Annotated in this window: 17 protein-coding genes; 8 read left to right on the top strand and 9 right to left on the bottom strand. The window is 48.0% G+C overall.

Going from position 1 to position 23,463, the window contains the following annotated elements:
* The first annotated feature begins 103 nt into the window (after positions 1-103).
* A complete protein-coding gene (locus tag H2R00_RS11010) occupies positions 104-2,569 on the top strand; it encodes an NTTRR-F1 domain (protein ID WP_244958331.1) in 2,466 nt (821 codons plus the stop codon).
* A 185-nt stretch (positions 2,570-2,754) separates the two neighbouring features.
* Here the strand turns inward: H2R00_RS11010 and H2R00_RS11005 are convergent, their stop codons facing one another.
* The 5 genes from H2R00_RS11005 to H2R00_RS10985 form a co-directional block, all read right to left on the bottom strand.
* Positions 2,755-3,846 carry a DegT/DnrJ/EryC1/StrS family aminotransferase gene (locus H2R00_RS11005; protein ID WP_154998599.1) on the bottom strand — a complete coding sequence of 364 codons (1,092 nt, stop codon included), beginning with the start codon at positions 3,844-3,846 and terminating at the stop codon, positions 2,755-2,757.
* Complete coding sequence (locus H2R00_RS11000) at positions 3,843-4,385, bottom strand: acyltransferase (protein WP_154998601.1); 543 nt, start codon at positions 4,383-4,385, stop codon at positions 3,843-3,845. Before H2R00_RS11000 ends, H2R00_RS11005 begins: the two co-directional genes overlap by 4 nt.
* 17 nt (positions 4,386-4,402) lie before the next feature.
* Positions 4,403-5,377 carry an NAD-dependent epimerase/dehydratase family protein gene (locus H2R00_RS10995; protein WP_154998603.1) on the bottom strand — a complete coding sequence of 325 codons (975 nt, stop codon included), beginning with the start codon at positions 5,375-5,377 and terminating at the stop codon, positions 4,403-4,405.
* 67 nt (positions 5,378-5,444) lie between these two features.
* Positions 5,445-6,818 (bottom strand): glycosyltransferase, encoded by a 1,374-nt coding sequence (locus H2R00_RS10990; protein ID WP_182069007.1) that lies wholly within the window; start codon positions 6,816-6,818, stop codon positions 5,445-5,447.
* Positions 6,819-6,958: 140 nt separating this feature from the next.
* Complete coding sequence (locus H2R00_RS10985) at positions 6,959-9,202, bottom strand: glycosyltransferase (RefSeq protein ID WP_154998607.1); 2,244 nt, start codon at positions 9,200-9,202, stop codon at positions 6,959-6,961.
* A gap of 203 nt (positions 9,203-9,405) precedes the next feature.
* Here H2R00_RS10985 and H2R00_RS10980 point away from each other — a divergent pair, with 203 nt between their 5' ends.
* The 5 genes from H2R00_RS10980 to H2R00_RS10960 all read left to right on the top strand — a co-directional run bounded on the left by H2R00_RS10980 (position 9,406) and on the right by H2R00_RS10960 (position 15,153).
* Positions 9,406-10,488, top strand: coding sequence for a glycosyltransferase (locus tag H2R00_RS10980; RefSeq protein ID WP_154998609.1), 1,083 nt, complete (start codon positions 9,406-9,408; stop codon positions 10,486-10,488).
* Positions 10,489-10,608: 120 nt separating this feature from the next.
* Complete coding sequence (locus tag H2R00_RS10975) at positions 10,609-11,718, top strand: DegT/DnrJ/EryC1/StrS family aminotransferase (protein WP_154998611.1); 1,110 nt, start codon at positions 10,609-10,611, stop codon at positions 11,716-11,718.
* The gene (locus H2R00_RS10970) at positions 11,715-12,779 is read left to right on the top strand and encodes a Gfo/Idh/MocA family protein (protein ID WP_154998613.1); all 1,065 of its coding nucleotides are present in this window, start codon (positions 11,715-11,717) and stop codon (positions 12,777-12,779) included. The genes H2R00_RS10975 and H2R00_RS10970 overlap by 4 nt, the downstream gene beginning before the upstream one ends.
* A gap of 85 nt (positions 12,780-12,864) precedes the next feature.
* On the top strand, positions 12,865-14,160 hold the full coding sequence (locus H2R00_RS10965; RefSeq protein ID WP_154998614.1) for a nucleotide sugar dehydrogenase: 1,296 nt from the start codon (positions 12,865-12,867) through the stop codon (positions 14,158-14,160).
* 81 nt (positions 14,161-14,241) lie between these two features.
* Positions 14,242-15,153, top strand: a complete 912-nt coding sequence (locus tag H2R00_RS10960) for an alpha/beta hydrolase (RefSeq protein ID WP_154998616.1) — start codon at positions 14,242-14,244, stop codon at positions 15,151-15,153.
* Here the strand turns inward: H2R00_RS10960 and H2R00_RS10955 are convergent.
* A complete protein-coding gene (locus H2R00_RS10955) occupies positions 15,150-15,542 on the bottom strand; it encodes a winged helix-turn-helix transcriptional regulator (RefSeq protein WP_154998618.1) in 393 nt (130 codons plus the stop codon). The genes H2R00_RS10960 and H2R00_RS10955 overlap by 4 nt on opposite strands.
* Before the next feature lie 130 nt (positions 15,543-15,672).
* Between H2R00_RS10955 and H2R00_RS10950 the strand changes: the two genes are divergently transcribed.
* The gene (locus tag H2R00_RS10950) at positions 15,673-16,356 is read left to right on the top strand and encodes an NAD(P)H-dependent oxidoreductase (protein ID WP_154998620.1); all 684 of its coding nucleotides are present in this window, start codon (positions 15,673-15,675) and stop codon (positions 16,354-16,356) included.
* 43 nt (positions 16,357-16,399) lie between these two features.
* Here H2R00_RS10950 and H2R00_RS10945 read toward each other — a convergent pair whose 3' ends face one another.
* A complete protein-coding gene (locus tag H2R00_RS10945; protein WP_483398309.1) occupies positions 16,400-20,701 on the bottom strand; it encodes a multifunctional 2',3'-cyclic-nucleotide 2'-phosphodiesterase/3'-nucleotidase/5'-nucleotidase in 4,302 nt (1,433 codons plus the stop codon).
* A gap of 232 nt (positions 20,702-20,933) precedes the next feature.
* Here H2R00_RS10945 and H2R00_RS10940 point away from each other — a divergent pair, with 232 nt between their 5' ends.
* Positions 20,934-21,449 carry a type 1 glutamine amidotransferase domain-containing protein gene (locus H2R00_RS10940; RefSeq protein WP_182069003.1) on the top strand — a complete coding sequence of 172 codons (516 nt, stop codon included), beginning with the start codon at positions 20,934-20,936 and terminating at the stop codon, positions 21,447-21,449.
* Between the two features lie 307 nt (positions 21,450-21,756).
* On the opposite strand, the gene H2R00_RS10935 is transcribed toward H2R00_RS10940, so the two are convergent.
* Positions 21,757-21,939 carry a DUF1128 domain-containing protein gene (locus tag H2R00_RS10935; RefSeq protein ID WP_234113160.1) on the bottom strand — a complete coding sequence of 61 codons (183 nt, stop codon included), beginning with the start codon at positions 21,937-21,939 and terminating at the stop codon, positions 21,757-21,759.
* 124 nt (positions 21,940-22,063) lie between these two features.
* Positions 22,064-23,422, bottom strand: a complete 1,359-nt coding sequence (locus H2R00_RS10930; protein ID WP_154998627.1) for an alanine/glycine:cation symporter family protein — start codon at positions 23,420-23,422, stop codon at positions 22,064-22,066.
* Positions 23,423-23,463 lie beyond the last annotated feature (41 nt).

The following is a 23,463-nucleotide window of genomic DNA, read 5'->3' as shown; positions in this document are numbered from 1 at the left end:
GAAAATAACGTGACCGAGCTTAGCAAGGAGACATAGTATATGTTAGCTTCGTTCTTGAAAAGGGAATTGAAGCTAATCTAATGAAAGGGAGGTAAAATCCTAGATGTCGATCCAAAATTTGGTTGTAAACGGCAGCTTTGAAAACGGGGCACTTCCACCCTGGGTAGGCCAAAATGCAACCGTCACAACTCAATTTTCTCATTCAGGTTTTTGGTCGGCAAGATTACTGGGCGGGGCTGTTACTTCGTTTATAGCACAATTTGTTCCAGTAGATGCAGGAGAAGGTTTAGAATTTTTAGTTTCTCTTGCTAAAGAAGGTTTTCCTGCTCCATCGCCTCAGGTTCAAATTCAAGTGTCTTATTTTGACAGTTCATTTAATTTTCTAGGCCAAGGTCTCTTTTTAAATATCCCGTTCAACAGACTACCAATTGTTGAAAATAATACATGGCTTGAAGTCTATCAAACGACGACCCCAGCTCCAGCTGGCTCTACTATGGCTTTCATTTTGATTAATACTTTGCCGCAGGCAGGTACAGCGAATGTCATTGTAGATGATGTAGCACTGTTAGATGTAGAAGGTGGAGGAACAGGTCCGACAGGTCCGACAGGTCCAACAGGTCCAACAGGCCCGACCGGCCCGACAGGTCCAACAGGTCCGACAGGAGCAACAGGTCCGACGGGAGCAACCGGAGCGACAGGAGCAACCGGTCCAACGGGAGCAACAGGTCCAACGGGAGCAACCGGAGCGACAGGAGCAACCGGTCCGACGGGAGCAACCGGAGCGACAGGAGCAACCGGTCCAACGGGAGCAACCGGTCCAACGGGAGCAACAGGTCCAACGGGAGCAACCGGTCCGACGGGAGCGACAGGAGCAACCGGAGCAACCGGTCCGACGGGAGCAACCGGAGCGACAGGAGCAACCGGTCCAACGGGAGCAACCGGAGCGACAGGCCCAACAGGTCCGACAGGAGCAACCGGAGCGACAGGCGCAACCGGAGCAACCGGTCCGACGGGAGCAACCGGAGCGACAGGCGCAACAGGTCCGACGGGAGCAACCGGAGCGACAGGAGCAACCGGTCCGACGGGAGCAACCGGAGCGACAGGAGCAACCGGTCCGACGGGAGCAACCGGAGCGACAGGAGCAACCGGTCCAACGGGAGCAACCGGAGCGACAGGAGCAACCGGTCCAACGGGAGCAACCGGTCCGACGGGAGCAACCGGAGCGACAGGAGCAACCGGTCCGACGGGAGCAACCGGAGCGACAGGAGCAACCGGTCCGACGGGAGCAACCGGAGCGACAGGCGCAACAGGCGCAACCGGAGCGACAGGAGCAACCGGTCCGACGGGAGCAACCGGAGCGACAGGAGCAACCGGTCCAACGGGAGCAACCGGAGCGACAGGCCCAACAGGTCCAACGGGAGCAACCGGTCCGACGGGAGCAACCGGAGCGACAGGCGCAACAGGTCCGACGGGAGCAACCGGAGCGACAGGCGCAACAGGCGCAACCGGAGCGACAGGAGCAACAGGTCCAACGGGAGCAACCGGAGCGACAGGCGCAACAGGAGCAACCGGAGCGACAGGAGCAACAGGTCCAACGGGAGCGACAGGCGCAACAGGAGCAACCGGAGCGACAGGAGCAACAGGTCCAACGGGAGCAACCGGAGCGACAGGAGCAACCGGAGCGACAGGAGCAACAGGTCCAACGGGAGCGACAGGAGCAACAGGTCCGACGGGAGCAACCGGAGCAACAGGCCCAACCGGTCCGACGGGAGCAACCGGAGCGACAGGAGCAACCGGAGCGACAGGAGCAACAGGTCCGACGGGAGCAACCGGAGCGACAGGAGCAACCGGTCCGACGGGAGCAACCGGAGCGACAGGAGCAACAGGAGCAACCGGAGCGACAGGTCCGACAGGAGCAACCGGAGCGACAGGCGCAACAGGAGCAACCGGAGCGACAGGAGCAACAGGTCCAACGGGAGCGACAGGAGCGACAGGAGCAACCGGTCCGACGGGAGCAACCGGAGCGACAGGAGCAACAGGTCCGACGGGAGCGACAGGTCCAACGGGAGCAACAGGTCCGACGGGAGCAACCGGTCCGACGGGAGCAACCGGAGCGACAGGAGCAACAGGTCCGACGGGAGCGACAGGAGCGACAGGAGCAACCGGTCCGACGGGAGCGACAGGAGCAACCGGAGCGACAGGTCCGACAGGAGCAACCGGAGCGACAGGCGCAACAGGAGCAACCGGAGCGACAGGAGCAACCGGTCCGACGGGAGCGACAGGAGCAACCGGTCCGACGGGAGCGACAGGAGCAACCGGTCCGACGGGAGCAACCGGAGCGACAGGAGCAACAGGTCCAACGGGAGCAACCGGCCCGACAGGAGCAACCGGCCCGACAGGTCCAACCGGTCCAACGGGAGCAACCGGCCCGACAGGTCCAACCGGAGCGACAGGTCCAACAGGTCCAACAGGTCCAACAGGTCCAACAGGAGCAACCGGCCCAACCGGCCCAACCGGCCCAACTGGTCCGACCGGCCCAACCGGCCCGACAGGTCCAACTGGCGCTTAATATTTATTGGCTATTAGCAAATATTTTCCGTTTGTTTTTCCGGAACTTCGCTGCAATGCTATGCGAATGATTCAGGGGGGCAGTAAACCTATGGTTTACTGCCTTTTTTTATTTTTGCTCTTGCTTATTTCTAAGAATAAAAAACATCCCTGTCACTATTTTGTGATAGGGATGTTTTTGATTGATTAACCTTTACGTTGGCTAAATGATTGAATGGCTGAGACTACCTGATCCACATTGACTTGGTCATGGCAGGGGAGGGTGATCGTATTTTGTTCAAGAAAAATGGAATTGGGTTTAATCTGCCTGTATTTGCGGCGGTAATAAGTAGTGCCGCTTAAGCAATAGGTGCCGAAAGTCGACTCTATATGGCAGTCGCTCAAATATTGAATCAATTCGTCGCGAACGATGTTTTTTGGAACTTTGAAAACGGCGGATTGTATATTGTGTACAACTTCAGGACCGATTTTTTGACTTTGGAATCCGAGGGGTTCAAGCTGTTCACTATATGCTTTCTGCTGAAGATTTCTCCGATGAATGATGTCCTCAAGTTTTTGGAGCTGTTTGATTCCAAGAGCTGCTTGGATATCAGATAATCTGTAGTTGTAGCCGAAATCTATAAAATCCAATTGGCCGTCAGAGATAGCTGCGCCATGGTTTAACTTGACCGAAAGCCAATCTTTCCACTCTTCCCGGTCGGTTGTAATTGCTCCGCCTTCGCCTGTCGTAAGCAGCTTTCTTGGGTGAAAGCTGAAACAGGTGAGATCGGCAATTTTACCAGATTTACAGCCGTATTCACTGCTGCCGATCGCACACGCGGCATCATCCACGAGTGGTAAGCTATACTCTTCACATATGTGTTTAATGTTGGTAATGCCTGTCGGGTTTCCCAGAGCATCTACAAAAAGAACGGCTTTTGTACGGGGCGTGATTTGACTTTCCAGCTCTTCTGGAAGCATGTTAAATGTTTCAAGATCAACATCAGCAAAAACCGGCTTGGCACCTAAATCTTCTATTACATTGACAGTGGCGGGAAACGAAAAGTCTGAGACGATCACTTCGTCTCCGGGTTGGACGTTCAGGATTTTAAGGCACATCGATAAAGCCGTTGTAGCCGATGTTGTTAAAAAAGCATGCTTTGCACTTACATACTGACTAATATGATCAGTAAATGTTCTGACGAAAGGGCCTTTTGTCAGCATGCCGGAAGAAAATATTTCTTTTAATTCTGCTTCCACTTCTTCAAACGTAATATACGGCTCGATCAACCTGATCATGAGAGATCCTCATCTTTCATCCTTCGGTTTTTGATGACCTTTGCCGGCACGCCTACCGCTATGCTGTACGGAGGGATATGACGATTGACGACGGCATTTGCTCCGATTTTGGAGTGGGCGCCTATCGTAACGCCTGCTAAGATAGACGCACCGATCCCGATGTTGCAGTTTTCTTCAATATGAATAGGAGCGAATGTAAGCGGCGAAAACAAAATGGTGCTATCGGGTTTATCAGGATCGGTATGGTAGGCGGCATGTATCCGGACATTCGGACCAATTCCCGCAAATTCACCGATTGTAACTCCTCCGGCACCGTGTATGAAACATTGCTGTCCGATCCAGCTGTTTGAGCCGATGATCAGGTCATGCTTATAATAGCCTTTTAAAATCGTGTCATGGCCGATATAAACATTATCTCCGATATAGATATTTTCCGGATGAAAAATGCGGACCCCGTCTTCAATAACGACATTTTCGCCGCATCCTCCAAGCTGGGAAAGGGTGAATTCACCTTTTCCTTCGCTTTTCCATTGTTTCAACAAAAGCGCCTCCCTTCTTATTGATCCAAATTTTTTTTAATGCTTTCAGCTGTTCTTCTGATGCCTTCTTCCAGATCCACTTTTGCGCTGAAACCGAGCATTTCTTTCGCTTTATTGACCTGAGGGATGCGAAGTTCAATATCGGCTTCTTTTTTCTCTCCAAAGAAGATTTGTGATTTTGATCCGAGAACTCTGATAATCGTGCTTGCCAATCCGTATACGGTGATCACAGTGCGTTCGTTGCCGATGTTGAAAGACTCTCCAATAGCTTCTTTCATCGTCAAACAGCGCAGTATTCCGTCGATCATATCATCTACGTAACACCAGGCCCGGATTTGCGTTCCATCGCCGTGAATATAGATCGGCTCATCTAACAGGGCTCTGTGAACCATCGTTTTGATGGCGCCTTCCCCGACTTGTTCCGGTCCATAAACATTAAAAGGGCGGACGGTGACGGTCGGCAGCCCATGTTCTTTAAAATAGGCATATGCCATATGTTCTTCGGCGAGTTTGCTGACAGCATATGTCCAGCGTGCTTCTCCCACCGCTCCTAAAACAGTATGACTGGTCTCGCGTGCTCTGAAAGCGATTTGGCCGAACACTTCACTTGTACTGAAACAGACGACCCTTTTGCATTCGGTTAAACTGGCAGCCGCTTCAAGCAGATTGGCTGAACCGATCATGTTGACCTGCATCGTTTTAACTGGATTTTGAATGACTGTGTCAATCCCTGCGATGCCGGCGGCGTGGACAATGTGACTGGCCCCTTGGATCGCCTTTTTAAGCGCGTTCAAATCCAAAATGTCTCCCTGCACCACTTTTAAGTGAGGATGGTCCCGGTAAGGTTTATACCGGAGGGAGTCTCTTGAAAAATTGTCGTATACGGTGACGCTGTTGCGCTCTATCAGCTTTCCTATTAAAGTGGATCCGATAAAGCCTGCTCCGCCAGTAATGAAAATATGCTGGCCGGATAACTCTGTCATATCGCTCATCAATTGTTCACCTGCTTGTTTTGTTTTTTAAAAAATACAAATCCCGCTACGCGAAAGTCGATCAACATCATCCCGAAAGAAGCGACTGATAAACGGCCAGCGTTTTTTTGCTGTTTTTCACCATATCATGATGAACTTCTGCATATTTTCTTCCTTTCTGGCCGATTTCCGGCAGCATATCCCGGTTTTTCAGCACATTTTCAATCACTTCTGTAATGTTGTCGGGATTTGCTCTTATGAGAGGCAGTTCGGAAGGATAGTGATCCTTCATAAAATCACTGATCCAGCAGATAACGGGTTTCCCCATTGCCATCGATTCGACGGCAAATAATCCGTAGCTGCCGATATGAAGCTGATCAATGATCAAATCCGCCTTTTGATAGATTTTCTTTGCCTGTTCATGAGAAACCCCACGTACTAGGTGAAAATGAAAATCGTATTTTTCTTTTAAAGATTCAACCGCCTTAAGGATATGGCGGGTTCCTTTTATTCCGGGAGAGGTGGGGGCATGAACGATGAGCGGCTTTTCATTTGACCGGTAGTCGGGGATATAGCGGTCAAGCTGGATCATAGTTGGAATCATGTGGACATGCTTATAATAGTTTTTTACATACTCGTATAGTTCCATATCGGCAACGATGCAGTGTTGGACATATTGTGAAATTCGTTTGAGATGGTACCGAATCCGAGCTTCGTTTTTCGTTTTTACAACGGCGTATGGATTTGTTTTAGCCAATATTGAATAAAGCCTCACATCGCTGCCCCAATGATGCATGATCATTGGTTTACCCGCCTGTTTTAAAATGGGATAATCCGACATGTCCAGTGTAAAGCTTGTGCCAAAATGAAAATGGAACAAATCATAGGATGGCAAGAGATCACTGGCAAGCCTTCTCAGCCTCGCATTCATGACGGGCGTATTGCGTTCTTTCAGCAATGACCAGGTGTAGTCGGCAGCGTACTTTAAATAATAAGGATAGTAATTTAAAGTGTGGGCAAGCGCGCCCTGCTGTGTGAGCCCTTTAGCCAAAGTATTCATTTGATTGGCGATTTCCATTGTGCCTTGCAAAACGCGGATTTGCCCAGCCGGAGGATCGGTTTTTTCATCAGCAGGAAGATCAAGATTCAGCGCGCTTTCGGTTTCTGCTCCATCTCCTTTTTGAAGATAGGCCGCGCTCTCTTTTTCCCTTCCGGTGCGCAGGCACACTTTTCCCATCAGTAGATTTAAAGATCTGTTATTAGGAAAAAGGTCAAGCCCTCTCCAGAGCCACAGCCAAGCGTTATGGTCATGGCCGAGATAAACAGAAAGAGATGCTTGAAGAAAATAAAAATCAGGCTCGTTATGCGAGCCGTCAGCTTCCCACTCTTTTAGGCGTTTCATGGCTTTGTTCCAATCTTTTTGTTCCAGACAATGAATGATGTCTGACTTGAAATCTTTCATGATGACCTCCCTTCGATCATGCTGCTTTCAATTGGCAGATAAAAACACTTTGTGCGCTCTATCATACGTATAAATGAATCTATATGACTGTGTATTTGTGCGAAAGTATATGAGAAAAACCTTCCACAGAGCGGAAGGCTTTATATCAGCTGTATTTTTTTTGTATTTTTCATATATCGTTCATACTGATTGTCAGATGCGAGGCTTAATTGGAAGTATTCATCCATTTTGTTCAGGAGCGGCTGGATGCATTCTTTTTTGGCGTCTTGATCTAGATGCCGGGTATATCCGTTTTGTGCGTATCTCCGGGCCATTCTCCAAAAGGTTTTCCCGATGCTGAAATACTTCAAAGACTGTCTTTGATTTTCCTCAAGCTCTTTCCATTTGATATGAGGAAAGTAGACGCTTTCGTCAAATTCTTTCACAATATAGTCCATGACGTACACAAGCGATTGAATTCTTTTATGCAATTGGTAGGAAATATTGTGTTGGTGGCGGCGGTAGCATAATACAGGTTTTTTTAAATAGCGCCGCTTCCAGCCGCGTTTCGTGTTGGCTAAACAATTCAGCACATCGCCTGCAAGCGGCTTTTGCGGATCAACCAGCCAAGTGAAGCCTTTTTGCTGATAATAAGATGTTTTAAACATGCCCACCATCGGGACAATGCCTGAGCCGCCTCTTTGAAAAATAGTCCTCACTAGCTCCTCATCGCCATACTCTTGATACGTCCACAGACCCGCATTTTTCCCGTGTTGATCAACGAGCAAAAGGTCGCCGTAAACATAATCCAATCCCTCTTCTTCAAAAAAGCACAGCATAAAGTCATGGATCACCAAATTGTGCGGGAGGAAATCATCTGCGCTTAAAAGCAAAACATATTCGCCTTTTGCCTCTTGGAAGATTTCCTTAAAAGCGAGATCAGGAAGTTTTGTATTTTCACTGTGGCATATTGTTCGAATGTGCGGATGCGTTTTTTGATAGCTGCTGATTTTTTGCATCGAGTCGTCAGTTGAATGGTCGTCAACGATCAGAATGTCGATATTGGGATAGAGTTGATTTAAAACGGATTGAAGGCATTCATCAATGAAATTGCTGTAATTATAGTTGATGATGCCCACCGTAATCAGCGGCGGATTTGGCATAACCGTCAACTCGGACTGCTTTGCAAAGCCTGAAATCATTTCTTCAATTTTCCGCATGCTGAGATCATATGAATAATGCTCTTCAATAAATGACCGATAATGGAGAGATGTATAATCACCGCTTGTCATCATGGCCACGAATTCATCTATCGTATTCCAAACAACTGATTCATCGTATATCGTCTTTGCTCCGTAAAAATTGTGAATCAGCGGTTTTATGCCTTTAGCCATCGCTTCCATTGCCGACATATGCTGACTTTCAAGAAGGCTCGTGCAAATCAGGTAATGCTTATCCTCCAAGTATTGATTCATGTCATCTTGCCATCCGTCAAATTGGACGCTGTCAGTCAGACGGAGCTCATCAATCATTTGCCTGAAATACAACTGATAGCGGGCGTCCTGAAACGTCCCGGCGATAAACAATTTGTATCTTGGGTCTTTGTCAATCAGTGCCTTGAAAGCTTGCAGCAAAAGCATCGGACCTTTTTTATAGTTGATATAGCCGACATATGCGATATGAAAGCCTTTTTGCCTTTGCTGAAAGGTGTATTGATCTAACTTGATTCCATTTGGAACGACGGCCGTTTTCTCTTTTTTCAACGTTTTAACTTGATCTAATACGTATTCCCGCATATGTTCCCCGTCAAAAATCACTTGATCCACCGCTTGCCAATATACCTTTTTAATATAAAAAGTAAATGCCTCATAGCTGTGGAGCCTGCATATTAATGTTTTGACAGCTGCAGAAGGGACTTTGCTCCCGTGGATCAATAAATCATCGCACCATTCAAACCAGCAAATGTCCGCCCATTGCATGCCAGTGTCGATTTGATTCAGATCATGAACCACGATTTTTTTGGTCCGGTAAGTTCCGGAAAGGTGCTCAACGACAGAATTCAAAAACCGGTCCAAATCCGGTTTGACAAAAAAAATGATCTTTGGACGCCTGACCGTTTTTTTTAAAAGGTCCTCTTTCTCCTTCATGAGGCGATGTTGATGTTCGCGCCTGACAAACAGGAGGGCATCATCATATAATTCAGACGCTCTCTGAACCTGCTGCTTTTTTTCATAGACAAAAGCAGCGCTTATCAGCAAGCCGGGATCGAAGGGAGCGGCTTCCAGCCTCTCTTCCAGCTTTTGCGCAGCATCGTGCCATTTGTGTTGAAAAATCAGTTGGGATATTTCAGTTTCTCTCCAGCTAAGCCCAACAGAGTCTAGCAGATATTCCAATTCATTATCCATCTGAAACCTCCTGGTTAAACACATTTTCGCTAGTAGTATCTATATTCAAGCGAGAAAAGAAAGTTCTATGAAAAATACTTTAGAAATGGCGCAGCCTTGAAAATATAAAACAGTGACAGTGGCACAAACGCGATCAGCTGTTGGTTCATATTTTATGGGTAGATTTTAAAAATAGAGTCTTGAAAAAACAGGGAGTGAAGGCTTTGGTTACAATCAGTCTATGTATGATTGTCAAAAATGAAGAAGAAGTATTAGCGAGATGCCTTGATACAGTGAAAGACATTGTAGATGAAATTAACATTGTTGATACGGGGTCGACAGATAAAACCGTAGAGATTGCGAAGCGATACACAGACCGCGTCTTTTTCTTTGAATGGATCGGCGATTTTGCGGCTGCCCGCAATGAATCGTTCAAGCATGCCACGAAAGATTATATTCTCTATCTGGATGCGGATGATGTTTTGCTTGAGAAAGATCAGAAAAAATTAAAAGAGTTGAAGGAAACACTTGATCCTTCCGTTGATTCCGTGTCTATGTACTATGATGCAGGAACTGACGAATTCGGAAATGTGACATTAAGGTACCGCCGCAACCGCCTGGTGAAAAGGGAGAAAAACTTTAAATGGAAAGGCGACTGCCATCAATATTTAGAGGTATTCGGGAACATCATCAATGCCGATATCTCTGTGACGCATAAAAAAATCCGCCACTCTGTCGGACGAAACCTCAATATTTACCAAAAGAAGATCGATCGCGGCGACACGTTTACCCCGCGCGACTATTTTTACTACGGAAATGAATTAAGGGAAAACAGGCACTACGAAAAAGCGATTGAAAGCTACAATAAAAACATTGAAATGAAAGAAGGATGGATTGAAGACAAAGTATACGCCTGCATTAACAAAGCCGACTGCCACCGCTTTCTCGGCGACTTGGACAATGAGCTGAGATCGCTGTTCCAGTCATTTGAATTTTCCAAAACGCCTCGCGCCGAAACATGCTCAAGAATCGGCTATAACTTTCAGCGGAGGCGGGAATATAAGGCCGCTATCTACTGGTATGAGCTGGCGACAACACTGGTGCCTGAATCAAACAAATGGAGCTTCACCTATCCGGCATACTACACTTGGTACCCTCATTTGCAAATGTGTGTATGCTATTACAATTTAGGAGACTTTGAAAAGTCGTATCAGCACAATGAAGAGGCGAGAAAATACCGGCCCGAAGACAAATCCGTCCTTCATAACAAACAGCTGTTGGAAGGAAAATTAGGCATTAACAAATAGCATTGTAAAGACTTACTGATCAAGTAGGTCTTTTTTTATGTTTAAAATCAAGCCGTGCCAAATTACCGGCAGGCATCATAACTTATTTTGGAACTTTTTGATTTTAGAGGAGGAACAGAGATGATCCCGTTAATCAATTTAAAACGTCAATTTCAAACGGTAAAACAGGATATTTTACAAGAGTTTGAGCATGTGTTGGACAGCGGCCAATATATATTGGGGCCAAAGGTTGAAGAATTAGAGAAAAGAATAGCCGAAAAGCTTGGTGTAAAAGAAGCGGTCGCGGTCGCCAACGGAACGGATGCATTGGTGTTGACGCTCGAAGCTTTCGGCATCGGCAAAGGGGATGAAGTGATTACGACGCCGTTCACTTTTTTCGCCACCGCCGAAGCTGTCTCAAGAGTGGGGGCTAAGCCGGTGTTTGCTGATGTCGATCCTGAAACCTACAATCTTGATCCGAAAAAAATAGAAGAAAAAATCACCCCTGCTACTAAAGCGATCATTCCCGTCCACATCTTCGGCCAGCCGGCGGATATGGACGAGATCATGGTGATTGCCAAAAAACACGGACTGCTTGTGATTGAGGATGCCTGCCAAGCGTTCGGCGCATCGTATAAAGGGCGGCCTGTCGGCAGCATCGGGGATGCCGCCTGTTTTTCATTTTTCCCGACAAAAAACTTGGGAACGTTGGGTGACGGCGGAATGGTGACGATTTCAGATCCGGATGCGGCCCGGCAATTAAGAACACTCCGAACCCACGGCACAAGCAAAAAATACTTCCATGACAAAATCGGTTTCAACAGCCGTCTTGATGAATTACATGCCGCCGCTTTGCTCATTCTTCTTGAGAAAATCGACGGCTGGAATGAACAAAGAAGAAGAGTGGCCAGCCGCTACAGGGAAGGTTTGAAAACGGCGCGGCATCTCATACTGCCGGCTGAGAAAGAGGACCGAACACATATCTATCATCTCTATTGTATCGGCGCGAAAAACCGTGACGACATCATTCAATCGCTGAAAGAGCAGCACATTCATTCAGGCGTGTATTATCCTTGCTGTCTTCATTTGCAAGCGGTCTATTCTTCACTGCAGTACAAAAAAGGCGATTTTCCTATAGCCGAGTCCTTGTCCGAAACCCTTTTGGCCATTCCGATGGATCCTTTTCTAGCCGCTGAGGAACAAGATCAGATTATTTCCGCGCTGCTGAAAAAAGGAGGAGGGGAAAAGTGACGGTTCACTTTGGTTTAATCGGCTGCGGCTATATGTCAAGAAAACATCTTCAAGCACTGGCCGGGTGCGATGATGCAAAGTTGTCTGCCGTCAGTGATTTGCAGGAAGAACGGATGAAGGAAGCGGCAGAATACTATGCTTCCCTCTCCGGGAATGAAAGCCGAATGACCCGTTATCCGCAGTATCAAACGTTGCTTTCAGATCCTAAAATAAAAGCGGTCATTATTGCGGCGGTTTCGGGACTGCACTCCGAAATGGCCAAACATGCGCTGCTGGCAGGCAAGCACGTCATCGTCGAAAAACCGATGACCTTGTCATTACAGGATGCCGATGAGCTTATTGAGCTGGCGGAACAGAACGGGCTGAAGCTCATGGTCTGCCACCAGATGCGTCACCGGCCGATCATGAAAAAACTGAAGGAAACGATTGAGGAAGGAAAACTGGGAAGGATTTACTTAGGCACAGTATCGCTCCGCTTAAACAGGTCTCCCGCTTATTATGAAGCGGCATCCTGGCGAGGAAGCTGGGAAAAAGACGGCGGGATGCTGGTCAATCAAGGGATACACCTGATCGATCTGCTGCAATGGTTTTTAGGTGATGTAAAAGGCGTTTACGGAGATATACTGGGCGGCTCCGGAGCTAAAGAAACGGAAGATGTTGCTGTCGGTGTTCTGACGTTTGCCAGTCAGGCGAAAGGAGTAGTAGAAGCGAATATCGTCACACAGCCAAACAATATAGGAAGCTCTCTCTCGATTTTTGGAGAAAATGGAACGATTTCATTGGAAGGCCCGGCATTAAACCGGATCAGCCGCTGGTATATCCACGGGGAGAAGGCGGATGCTGAAGAAGCGGCGCAGCTGATTGATCTCGGCGGCGAACAAACCGCAATGTATCAAAACTTTATAAGCGCCGTCAAGCATCAAGACACATTATTGGTTGATGGATATGAAGGAAAAAAGGCGATTGAAACGATTTTTGGAATCTACCAGTCTGTGCTGCAGAAGCAGCCGGTGCAGCTGCCTCTTTCTTCATTTCAAACATCTGATATGAAAAATAAATAGGTTTTGATTTGGTAGATCGTCCCTTTCAAAAAAAGATTTGAAACATAGTTTATTAAAGGAATGTAGAGAAGGGGCGATTTGATAAATGAGCAAACAGGAAATGCATAACGAAACGATAGCGGTCATCGGCTTGGGGTTTGTCGGTCTGCCCTTAGCCATGTTGTTGATATCAAAAGGAATTCGAGTTATCGGTGTTGATTTGGACAAAAAGAAAGTCGAGGCATTACGGAAAGGAAACAGCTATATTTCAGATATAAACGATCAAGCGGTGCAGGACGGAATAGGCACCGGTTTCTTTCGTCCTGTTTCGGACTATGGTTTAATCGGTGAAGCGGATGCCGTCATCATCTGCGTACCGACGCCGCTGAATGATGATGCGGGTCCTGATTTGAATTATGTGAAAGGAGCGGCACAATCGATTGGAGCGCATTTGAAAAAAGGGCAGCTCGTCGTGTTGGAAAGCTCGACATATCCGGGTACGACAAGGGACATCGTCAAACCGATCTTGGAAAAAAGCGGCCTTGTATGCGGAAAGGATTTTTATTTGGCTTATTCTCCAGAACGCGTTGATCCGGGCAATCAGTTCCCGATTGAAGTCGTGCCGAAGGTAGTGGGAGGAGCGACGGAGGCATGCCTTGAAAAGGTGCATCAGTTATACAGCGGCATTTATGAAGAGGTTGTGCCTGTTACATCGCCTGAAACAGCGGAGCTGACAAAGCTGCTCGAAAATACGTACCGGTTTATTAATATTTCATTTATTAATGAATTCGCGATGATGTGCGATAGGCTCGGGGTGAATGTGTGGGAAGTCATCGAAGCGGCAAGCACAAAGCCGTACGGGTTTGCAGCGTTTTATCCAGGCCCCGGCATCGGCGGCCATTGCATCCCTGTCGACCCGCTGTATTTGCAGTTTGTCATGAAACAAAGCGGTTTATCGAGCGACTTTATCGAGCTGTCGGAAGCGACAAATGAAAGAATCGTCCGCTATATCGCAGAGCGTTCCTTGCAACTGGCAGGTAAAGACAAGGCGACAGACGCCCGCATTTTAATCTACGGCGTCACCTATAAACGAAATATAGCGGATGTCCGCGAATCAAAATCGCTTGACATTATAGAGAAGCTGATCGGCATGGGAGCTGATGTTTCCTACCATGATCCGCACGTTCCTGATCTCGACCTCAGCGGCAAAAAACTAGCAAGCATGCCGATAGATTCAAAGATGCTGAAAGAGTACGACTGTGTTGTCGTTTTGACCGATCATGATGCACTCCCGAAAGAGCTGTTGTTAAACTATGCAAACGTGATATTTGATACGAGAGGTGTGCTGAGGGAAGCAGCCGGAAAAGCGAAAGTCATCCAGCTCGGAAACGGGCGCTCTTGACGTCAATTTTTCTGCCGCGACTCACGCCCAGACACGTTCGGAATACAATAAGTTTAAACAAGAACGTAAAGGGTGAGGGCCGTGTGGATCGGAATTTTGTTGATGGTCTTTGGAATTGGGATCAGTATTTTTGCCGTCAGTCTGATTGTCAGCTATTTGTTTGTTTTGCCGAATCGGAGCGCATATGAAGAAACCTTTTTCAGCGGACTCAAACACGGCGAAATCATCGATGACGTGTTTGAATCACACGACAAAGAAGAGCTGTTTTTGACGGCGGGGGATGGATGCCGGCTGCATGCGCTGCTTTTTCCCGTTCAAAAGAGCAGGAAAGCCGTCATCATCTCCCACGGCATCAAGTGGTCTCTGTTTGGAGGGTATAAATACGTCGAGCTGTTTCAGTCCATCGGCTACAATGTCCTGCTTTGCGACAGCAGGTGCCACGGGTTGAGCGGCGGTTCACACGTTTCCTACGGGTTTTACGAAAAGAACGATTTGGCGAGGTGGGCTGACGAGCTTGAGAACAGGTTCGGCAAAGATCTTTGGATCGGGGTGCTTGGCGAATCGCTCGGAGCGGCGGCTGCCATCGAGCTGATGAAACAGGACCGGAGAATCAAGTTTTGTATTGCCGATTCTTGCTTCAGCGATTTAACAGAGCTATGCCGCTTTCAGCTGAAAGCCGCCGTCAAATTGTCCGTGCCGTTTCTCATCCCGTTGGCAAGCGGGCTGATCAAACGGCGCCACGGCTGGAGCCTTGCCGACATATCGCCGGTCAGCAATCTTGAGCAGTCAGACACGCCGCTGTTTATCATCCACGGCACAAATGATCAGCTTGTTCCCCCGGAAATGGCTAAAAGCTTGTATGAGCGGAAAAAAGGGTTCAAGAAACTGTATTTGATTGAAGGCGCGGGACATGTCGGCGGATTTCGCCACAATCCTGAAGAATACTTAAGCAAGATCAAAGACTTTCTTTTGAAAATCGAGCCGGCCAATTAGCCTTGCGATTCCAGCTTTTCAGCCGCAGCCGATCTTTGACGCGCTTCCTTGATTTTGCCGGCATAGGACGTTCCCCAATTCATCATTTGACTGATGATCGGGATCAGCGTCTTGCCGAACTCGGTTAAACTGTACTCGACTTTCGGAGGAACCTGCTTATAAATCGTGCGGCAGACGATGCCGTCGCGCTCAAGTTCGCGGAGCTGGAGGGTCAGCATCCGCTGTGTCACGGCGGGAATTAAGCGCCGCATCTCATTAAAGCGTTTTTTATCATCGATCAAGTGATACAAAATGACGCTTTTCCATTTACCGCCGATGATATCGATCGTTGCTTCCACCGGGCATGAATAACCGTCCGGTGCTTCGCATGCTGCCGGATACTTTTTCATTTTCCTCTCTCCTTAGTATAAAAAATGATACTATGCCACAAAAATGTGCGTACTTTCTTATTGCTATTATAATGATTAGAATGAAATTAAGAAAGGAATATAAACTATAGACAAAAGGAGAGAACAGAACATGACAGAGCAATCCAAGAAGCAGGAGATTCTTGACGCATTCCAATTTAGACACGCGACAAAAGAATTTGATCCGGACAGAAAGATATCAGATGAGGATTTTCAGTTCATTTTAGAAGCGGGCAGACTGTCGCCAAGCTCGGTCGGCCTCGAACCGTGGAAATTTGTCGTCGTCCAAAATAAAGAGCTGCGTGAAAAACTGCGCCAAGTCTCATGGGGCGCACAAGGACAGCTTCCGACAGCCAGCCATTTCGTTTTGCTGCTCGGGCGCACAGCTAAAGAAATGCGACGTGATTCCGGCTATGTTGCAGATCAATTAAAGCATGTGAAAAAAATGCCGGAGGAGATCATTGAAAATATGCTGAAAGAAGACGGAGTTCTGGAAAGTTTCCAAGACGGCGATTTTCATTTGTACGAAAGCGACAGAGCGATGTTTGACTGGGTATCAAAGCAAACGTACATCGCGCTTGCCAACATGATGACGGCGGCTTCCTTGATCGGTATTGACTCCTGCCCGATTGAAGGCTTTAACTACGACAAAGTCCACGACATCCTTGAAAAAGAAGGATTGTTGGAGGACGGCCGCTTTGACATCTCAGTCATGGCCGCTTTCGGATACCGCGTGAAAGAGCCGCGTCCTAAGACGAGACGGGCGCTTGATCAAATCGTGAAATGGGTTGAATAAGAAAAGTGCGGTTCTGCATGAGCAGACCGCACTTTTTTTATATTTAGATTTGAAGTTTGCGCCGCTTCCTTTGGTAAAGGTACAGGCCGCTTCCGAATATAAGCAGCAGCAGGCCGAGCATCAGCCAATGATAGGCGTTTGAAGCGGTGTCAGGCAAAAATCCGCCGTTTGAACCATCGGATGGTTCATTTCCGTCATCCGACCCGCCGCTTCCGGCGCCGGGCGAAGCAGGGGGTTCACCGCCGCTGCCGCCATCCGGACCGTCATCATCGCCGGAACCCGGCGGAAGTGAAGGAGACCCGGCATTGTCATTCATCACGGTATACTCGCTGAAATGGTCGACATAGCCTGCAACGGTACGGCCTTTCGTATAGCCGTTTGTCACTTTTGTGAAGCTGTTGTTTTTGCGGTCGACATAATAGACGCTCAAATGTTTGTCAGGAGCATCAACTTGGAAAAACAGTCCGACAGGCTCTTTAAATGTGCTGACCGCTTTTCCATTCTGCTGAATGTTGAAATCATATACCTTTGTGACCGCCTGTTTGATATCCTTGGCGATTTTAATGCTGATTTTTGTCTTTTCGCTTGCCAGATTAACGGCTGGAAGCTGCATCGCAATGCGATCGTTTTTCAAGGTGATACTTGGATCATCAGTTCTTTCTTTCACAAGGTCAGTCTGTGCTTTTGTCATATTCAGCTTGATGTGTTCCTTTTCTGTGTCAGGGAAATAGGCAATCACCTGATTTGCGTTTTTCGCGTATGTTTCGAACGGCTTTTCCGCAAGCGTCCAAGTGCCGTCTGCCTGACGGTCAGGAAGGAAAACTTCTGTGATTCTGTTTTCGATGTTCGGTGAAACAGAATCGTATAAGGCAAGCTGTTCTGTAAAAATGTCGTAATCGGTAAAGCCGAGATCGACACCGTTTTTCGCTTCTTTAAAAACGGAATAGCCGTCTCCGCCGCCGCCCATGAAGTTATTTGTAGCGACACGGTAGGTTTTGTCCAAATCGAGCGGAACAGCGTCTCCTTTGTCATTGACGAGGTTCACATCGAGGATGCGCTCACCTTTTGGCTTGCTCAGTGTAAAGGTGAAGGATAAACCCGCGACATGCGGAAACGCGCCTCCGCCTTCTTCGACTTGGCTCACCCCGTGCTCAAGCGCTTCTTTAATTTGCGCCCCCGTCAAATCAGCGGTATAGAGGGTGTTGCCGAACGGCATGACTGTCAGCACATCGCCAAGTGTGATTTCGCCTTTGGCAATACCGCTTCTGATTCCGCCGCCGTTTGTGATTGCGATGTCAGCGCCGCCTGCTTGTTTTGCTTTCTTCAGCATGCCGTCCGCGATAAAATTGCCGAGGTTCGTTTCTTTTGAGCGGACATGCTCGCGTTTTCCGTCAAGCGGGACATCGGCATAGCCTACTTTTTTCTTTTTCAGTTCGTCAATATCTTCTTTAAAGCCGTCAAGCACTTCTTTCGCAGGAGGGTCTTCGTCCACCTTGTCGTCGATCGCGATCAAATTGAACTTTGATTGGTCCGTTTGAACGACGCCGTTCTCATCAAACACAACATCGACCCTTCCCAAAAACTGCCCGTAGTCTTTCACCTGGGCGACGATTGTCGGTTCTTCGCTCTCCACTACTTTCAAGTGATCGACGAGTGTATGCGTATGCCCGCCGATAATCAAATCGATGCCCTTCACTTTTTTGGCAAGCTCCAGATCCCGATTGTAGCCGAGGTGGGTGAGGGCGATAATTTTGTTGACCTTTTCTTTTTCTTTCAGTTCCTTGACCGTTTTCTCCGCTGACTGATAAGCGTCATGAAACGCAATGTTCGGACCAGGGCTTGACGTATATGACGTATCTTCCGTCGTCAGGCCGAATACGCCGACTTGTTCGCCGTTTACATCAAGTAGAATATAAGGATAGATGCCGCTTTCTTTCTTTTTCCCCGCTGTTAAGACTGCAGGCTCTTTTTGAAAGCTTCGTAGCTGAGGCTCTTTTGATACATCGACATTGGAGCTGACGATCGGAAAATCGGGCTTTTCCAGCTGATGTCTGTTTAACGGATCGACGGCTGCATCGTTTCCGTTGAGAAAGTCTGCGAGCACCTTAGGCCCCTTATCAAATTCATGGTTGCCGAAGGTCATGGCGTCATAGCCCATCATGTTCATCAGTTTCAAATCGGCGAGTCCGTTCCATTTCGTAAAATACAGATCACCGGAAAAGACATCGCCGGCATCGAGCAGCACATTGTTTTCTGTTTCACTGCGGATTTCTTTCACTTTGGCAGCGCGCCTTGCCGCCTCATCAAGGTGGGCGTGAGTGTCGTTCGTGTGCATGACTGTTAACGTCCAGTTTCCATCATCAACTGGAGGCTCTGAACCGTCAAAGTTCAGCTTATAGACGCCATATCCGTTGTTTTCGGATTCCCTGACAAAATCGATGTCCTTCGCTTTTTCAGCAAACGGTTTGGCGAGGAGGGAAGATTCGAATGTTACATCGGCTCCTTTAATCGGAGCGATCGACCAGTTGTTGTCGGCGGCAGGATTGACCGTTTTCTTTTCCATGATGTAGTTCATGAGCACCTGCCTGTTTTCATCAGCTGCCGCATAAACGACTTTGTCCTGAGTCAGATGCGGGAATCCGCCGCCCCCGGACGCACGGTAATTATTTGTGACCACAAGAAATTCCTGGTCGTCGCGGACCGGTTTTCCGTTGTAAGACAACTGTTTGACGCGGTTCGCCTGCGGATTTTTCACCCCGCCTGACGCATTGTATTTTGCCGGTTGTGTGACATCGATCTGGTAGGTCACACCATCAATGACATCGAAATTATACGACCTGAAATCGGGGTTGAGGAGCGCCTGTTCGCCCGATTTTGAAGGATCGATCTGGTTGAACTGCCCGGCCGACATTTCGATCCAGTCCTTCACTTCGCTTCCCGTCAGCTTGACGATATAGAGCGTATTGTCGTACAAATACAAATCGCCGATGTTTTTGATCGCAAGATTTCCTGCTTTAATGTTTGTATAATAATCAGCACCGTTGCGTCCTCCTGCTTTAAACGGCGCGCCCGCTGATAAAATCGGCAGGTTTTCGTACTCCGTTCCCTTTATGACATCTTCCGCATACCATTTTTGTGCGTCTGTGACAATCTGGATCGAAGGGTCGTCTTTTACCTGTGCGAAAAAGCTGTTAATATCGGCTTCCGTTTGGCCAACCGGCGCGCGGACGTATTCGAGCGTTTTTTCGTGCGTGTCTTTAATCGCGGAAACGACGGTTCCGTTTCGCGACGTCACATTTCCGGCAATCGCTTCCGTTTTTGCGCTGGCATCTTTCACTGTCCATTTGCCGCCGTTCTGTTCAAGCTGCATATCGATGATTCCTAAATGGCTGCCCCAGTTTTTCGGCATGACGACAGGGATGCCGTTGATCGTTCCTTTTTGATTGTCGATCACGCCATTTCCGGGATAGTCGGTGCCGGGGAACAGACCGTGCTGGTGTCCGGAGATGATCGCATCTATTCCTTCCGTCTTGAGAGCCAGGTCATATACGGCGTTTTCTGCTCCCGCCGCCTGTTCGCCATTTTCAATTCCGGAGTGGGCGATCGCGATGATCACGTCGGCGCCTTCCTGCTTCATTTTCGGAATCGTTTCTTTTGCTGATTCGGTAATGTCCTGCACCGTGATTTTGCCGTCCAGGTGCTTTTTATCCCATGTTAAAATCTGCGGCGGAACGAAGCCGATGTAGCCGACTTTAAGCTGGTGCTTTTGGCCGCTTTCATCCGTCAGCGTCCGGTCTTCAATATGATATGGCGTATATTTGTTCTTTCCGTCCGGTGTTTTAATATTGGCATTGACGATGGGAAATTCGGCGCCTTTTATCGTACCGTCAAGGAATTCAAGGCCGTAGTTGAATTCATGGTTTCCGAGCGTGCCGGCGTCATAGTGCAGTTTGTTCATGACATCAATGATCGGGTGTGTTTTCGTTCCGGAGATCATCGATTCACGTTCATGTTTGAAGATGTATTCCCCTAGAGGGTTTCCTTGAATTAAGTCGCCGTTGTCGACAAGAATCGTGTTCGGATTCCGGCTCCGGTACTTTTCGATCAGCTGAGCCGTGCGGGCCAGTCCGAATTCAGCCGTTTCTTTGTCGGCATAGTAGTCATAATCCATGATATGGGCGTGGATATCTGTCGTGCCCAAAATGCTGAGGTTGATCAGCGGGTGTTCATTTTGTTCTTCTGCATATGTCTGGGTGTTTGGAATGAGTAAACTGAATATCATCACTGAGGTTAGCAGAATACGGAGAATGTTTTTCCCTGAAAACCGACTTTTCTGTATTCCCACCATTTCTCCACCTTTCAGATTAGAGTAACAATTTCTATTGTAAGAACTTTTTGTAAAGTTTTGTAGAACTTTCGTTTCGAATATTGTAAACACTCAGAAAATGATTCCAAAGTCTGTCTATGTCTGCCGGGTGATTTAGGTAATTTGTTGTGAGGAACGTGCGGATGTTTTATTTAGTGTGGCAGGGGTAAATGGATTTATGTAGACAGAAGCTTCTGGGAGGGTGATCAATATGAGTAAAAAAATTGCAGTTGTTCTGACAGATTACTTTGAGGATTCGGAGTATACCGAGCCTGCGAAAGCGTTCAAAGACGCCGGACACCAGCTTACGGTTATTGAAAAAGAGAAAGGCAAAACGCTAAAAGGCAAGCAAGGCGAGGCGCAAGTGGAAACAGATGCGTCCATTGATGAAGTCAGCCCGGCTGATTTTGACGCATTGTTGATTCCGGGCGGATTTTCGCCGGATATCCTCAGAGCCGACCAGCGTTTCGTATCGTTTGCGAAATCCTTTATGGATGACAAAAAACCGGTGTTTGCGATCTGCCACGGACCGCAGCTTTTAATCACCGCCAAGGCTCTGGACGGACGCAGTGCAACAGGTTACACATCGATTAAAGTCGATTTGGAAAACGCCGGTGTTCAATTTAAAGACGAGGAAGTTGTCGTCTGCCAGAACCAGCTTGTCACAAGCCGGACGCCTGACGACATCCCTGCATTTACACGCGAATCTTTGAAGCTGCTTGGCTGATGAAAAAAGACCGGAATAGATTTCCGGTCTTTCAGCGTGTCGCCAAACCCTCGCATTCGTTGTCAGGCCTGCGCGTCGGTGCTCACGAATAGGAAAAGGACCGGCGGCTAACCGCCCAGGCGTCCTGCCTGAACGCCGCCGTCATCACATCCTGTGAAAGTCAGCTTCCGATGCTCGGCCTTCCTAGACTGCAAGGGTTTTCAATCACGCTGAGCTTAAAGGATGACAAAAACCCAAAACAAAAAGCCGTTTTGGGTTTTTGTCAACAATCTGAAAGACCGGAATGGATTTCCGGTCTTTTTTATGTTTATTTTCGGAGTGCAGCCAGTTCCTCTGCGATTGCCTGCATTTCGCTCGGACTGAAAGATTTCTTTTTCATCACCATTTGATGCAGGTATTCAAGATCTTCAAGCTTTTCATTGCTGAAGTGTTCAGCTTTAATGACGCCGATGTTCAGCATGTTTAGTTTTTGCGAGATCTCTTCGATCATTTTGTTCAGCTCGGCTGTTTTCTGCTCTGACAAGAAGGCACATCCTTTCTCACTGATTTCGTAGTCTTTATTGTAACAGAATGAAGCGAGAAGAAAAGGACGCCTGTCAAAAATCTTCTCCGACTTAAACAGATACGCTGTTTTGCTTTTCCTCTTTTTCGGCTTTGATTTTGGCGAGGATCTGTTTGGACTCATAGATGACAATGCCTGTCAAACCGAGCAGGCCGATCAGGTTCGGAATTGCCATCAGACCGTTCAGCATATCGGCAAGCGCCCAGACGAAGTCATTTTTAAAGACCGCTCCGAAAAAGACGGCGATTACAAAGATGACACGGTAGACGATCGCATATTTTTCATTCAACAGGTAGGTAAAGCATTTTTCTCCGTAGTACGACCAGCCCAAAATCGTCGAATAGGCGAACAGCAGCAGTCCAATCGCGACGATTGTCGATCCCGCAGGGCCAAGAAAATGTGCGAATGTCATCGATGTCAGCGCATCGTTTTTTTCTGTCAAATACATGTTTCCCATGACAATCGATATCCCCGTAATCGAGCAGACAATCAATGTGTCGATGAAAACCTGAGTCATAGAGACAAGCGCCTGGCGGGCCGGCATATCGGTTTTTGCCGCGGCTGCAGCGATCGGCGCTGAGCCGAGGCCTGCTTCATTTGAAAATACGCCCCGTGCCACGCCCCAGCGGATCACGGTTCCGATTGCGCCTCCTGCCACGGCTTGACCGGTAAACGCATCAGAGAAAATTAAACCGACCGCGCCGGGGACAAGTTCAAAGTTTGAGACAAGAATGATCAATCCGGCGATGACATAAAATAAAGCCATGATCGGCACGAACAGCGAGGTGACTCTGCCGATGCTTTTAATTCCCCCGAGAATGACAAGGGCGGTAAAAAACGTGACAATGATGCCGGTTACCCAGGCAGGCACGGAAAATGTGGAGCTCATGACTCCGGATACAGAATTTGACTGAACCATATTACCTATTCCGAAAGCGGCAAGCGCCCCGAATATGGCAAATAACACACCAAGCCACTTTTGCTTGAGGCCGTGTTCCAAATAATACATCGGGCCGCCTGACATTTCGCCGTTTTTGTCTTTCACGCGGAATCTGACGGCAAGCACAGCTTCAGCATATTTCGTCGCCATTCCGAAGAAGGCGGCGAGCCACATCCAAAACACGGCGCCCGGCCCCCCGGCAATGACAGCTGAGGCGACACCGACGATATTCCCTGTACCGACCGTAGCGGCAAGGGCGGTCATCAGCGCCTGAAAGTGGGAAATATCGCCTTCGGAGGATTTATCTTGATGTCTTGAAAAGGCAAGCTTTAACGAGTAAGGCAAAAGTCTGATCTGCAAAAAAGCCAGCCTGAAAGTCAAATAAATACCCGTTCCAACGATGAGGATCAAAAGCGGAGGTCCCCATAAAAAACCGTTCATTGTATCTACAATATGTGAAATAAAATCCATAGGCGAAATATCCCCCTTTAATTTTGTGTCTAACTAGAATA

Origin of the sequence: Bacillus haynesii (genome assembly GCF_014042035.1) — a bacterium.
GTDB classification, from domain to species: Bacteria; Bacillota; Bacilli; order Bacillales; family Bacillaceae; genus Bacillus; species Bacillus haynesii.
Note: the sequence above shows the minus strand (reverse complement) of the source record. Positions and strands in the feature narration are given on the sequence as shown.

Coding starts and splice junctions, on each gene's coding strand:
- H2R00_RS10975 (WP_154998611.1), top strand. CDS start 10,609: ATGATCCCGTTAATCAATTTAAAACGTCAATTTCAAACGGTAAAACAG.
- H2R00_RS10950 (WP_154998620.1), top strand. CDS start 15,673: ATGACAGAGCAATCCAAGAAGCAGGAGATTCTTGACGCATTCCAATTT.
- H2R00_RS10995 (WP_154998603.1), bottom strand. CDS start 5,377: ATGAGCGATATGACAGAGTTATCCGGCCAGCATATTTTCATTACTGGC.
- H2R00_RS11010 (WP_244958331.1), top strand. CDS start 104: ATGTCGATCCAAAATTTGGTTGTAAACGGCAGCTTTGAAAACGGGGCA.
- H2R00_RS10965 (WP_154998614.1), top strand. CDS start 12,865: ATGAGCAAACAGGAAATGCATAACGAAACGATAGCGGTCATCGGCTTG.
- H2R00_RS10985 (WP_154998607.1), bottom strand. CDS start 9,202: ATGGATAATGAATTGGAATATCTGCTAGACTCTGTTGGGCTTAGCTGG.
- H2R00_RS10955 (WP_154998618.1), bottom strand. CDS start 15,542: ATGAAAAAGTATCCGGCAGCATGCGAAGCACCGGACGGTTATTCATGC.
- H2R00_RS10940 (WP_182069003.1), top strand. CDS start 20,934: ATGAGTAAAAAAATTGCAGTTGTTCTGACAGATTACTTTGAGGATTCG.
- H2R00_RS10990 (WP_182069007.1), bottom strand. CDS start 6,818: ATGAAAGATTTCAAGTCAGACATCATTCATTGTCTGGAACAAAAAGAT.
- H2R00_RS10935 (WP_234113160.1), bottom strand. CDS start 21,939: ATGATCGAAGAGATCTCGCAAAAACTAAACATGCTGAACATCGGCGTC.
- H2R00_RS10930 (WP_154998627.1), bottom strand. CDS start 23,422: ATGGATTTTATTTCACATATTGTAGATACAATGAACGGTTTTTTATGG.
- H2R00_RS11005 (WP_154998599.1), bottom strand. CDS start 3,846: ATGATCAGGTTGATCGAGCCGTATATTACGTTTGAAGAAGTGGAAGCA.